The sequence below is a fragment of the Phocaeicola sp. ICN-14070 genome (assembly GCF_037892625.1).
In the GTDB taxonomy this organism is placed as follows: domain Bacteria; phylum Bacteroidota; class Bacteroidia; order Bacteroidales; family Bacteroidaceae; genus Phocaeicola; species Phocaeicola plebeius.
In genome coordinates, this window is the sequence record NZ_JBBKBF010000160.1 from 1 (window position 1) to 1,012 (window position 1,012).

At 48.0% G+C, this 1,012-nt stretch carries 2 protein-coding genes; one reads left to right on the top strand and one right to left on the bottom strand.

The window, feature by feature from the left end; all coding sequences use genetic code 11:
* Positions 1–119 precede the first annotated feature (119 nt).
* Positions 120–428, top strand: a complete 309-nt coding sequence (locus WKT20_RS18055; protein ID WP_340417866.1) for a helix-turn-helix domain-containing protein — start codon at positions 120–122, stop codon at positions 426–428.
* A gap of 232 nt (positions 429–660) precedes the next feature.
* On the opposite strand, the gene WKT20_RS18060 is transcribed toward WKT20_RS18055, so the two are convergent.
* The coding region (locus WKT20_RS18060; protein WP_340417867.1) for a hypothetical protein at positions 661–1,012 on the bottom strand (352 nt) is incomplete at its 5' end.

Here is a 1,012-nt window from a genome sequence, read left to right on the forward strand (position 1 = left end):
TAAAAAGGACATGCGCTTTCGCAAGCGCACAGGTTAGGCTGTCAATATACAACAGCCACTTTATCCAATGCAGCAAGTAAAACGAGTAACGTAAGTATCAACAATAAAACGAGACAACTATGAGCAATGAAGTAATGACAAGAAACAGCGAGTGGATGAACCACATCGTGGACCACCTCAACCGAATGGTTGACAATTTTGAACGTGCCGTGATGAACTACCGCCCCATGCTTGGCGGTGAGCGCTTCATGACGGACAAGGAGCTTTGCGCCAGGCTGCAACTGAGCCGAAGAACCCTGCAGGACTACCGAAACAACGGTGTCATCCCGTATATCCAGCTTGGCGGAAAGATACTCTACCGCGAGTCCGACATTCAGAAGATTCTGATGGCTAACTATCGTGAAGCGTACAGAATGAAAGGTGTGTAGGAGAATGTCCTTGATGAGTGTGTGAAATGAACAAGGCGACAACGTATAACTTACCGAGTGTGGCTGTTATAGGTTGTCGCCTCGTTTTATTGGCTATACCGAGTAGTTCGTGTTTGCCGGGTATCATTTGTGTTACCTGTATAAATCTAATACCATGCTAAAACACACTGCGGAGGTTCGCCCAAGTGGCTGGAGGCGCAAAGCCTCCAAGGAACGTTGCTTTATGGCAGGTCTATGCCATTGCGTTCTCTGTAAAGATACAGACCAGTTTAGTGCGGCTTGTCTGCTTGCCTATGACGGACTGCATAATGAACTCCCGAAAGGCTCTGCTCTCAATGCTGTCAATACGGAAGGCTACCGCAATGACGAGTTCAAGGCTATACACGTCATAGCTGATGTGGTCGTTCTTCCTGACATGACGACGCACACCCTGCTCTTTCAGAATGCCGTCCTTGAATACAGCCTTGACAGCCTTGCGCACATAGCAGCCGAATACATTATACATGTCGGCAATCTCCTGCATGGTCATCCATACAGTATCGGTCGGCATGGATACCGTTCCGCTCTCGCTGATAGTTATAACT

What these genes read in the sequence shown, in the direction of transcription:
- WKT20_RS18055 (WP_340417866.1), top strand. Translation starts at nt 120, where the DNA reads ATGAGCAATGAAGTAATGACAAGAAACAGCGAGTGGATGAACCACATC.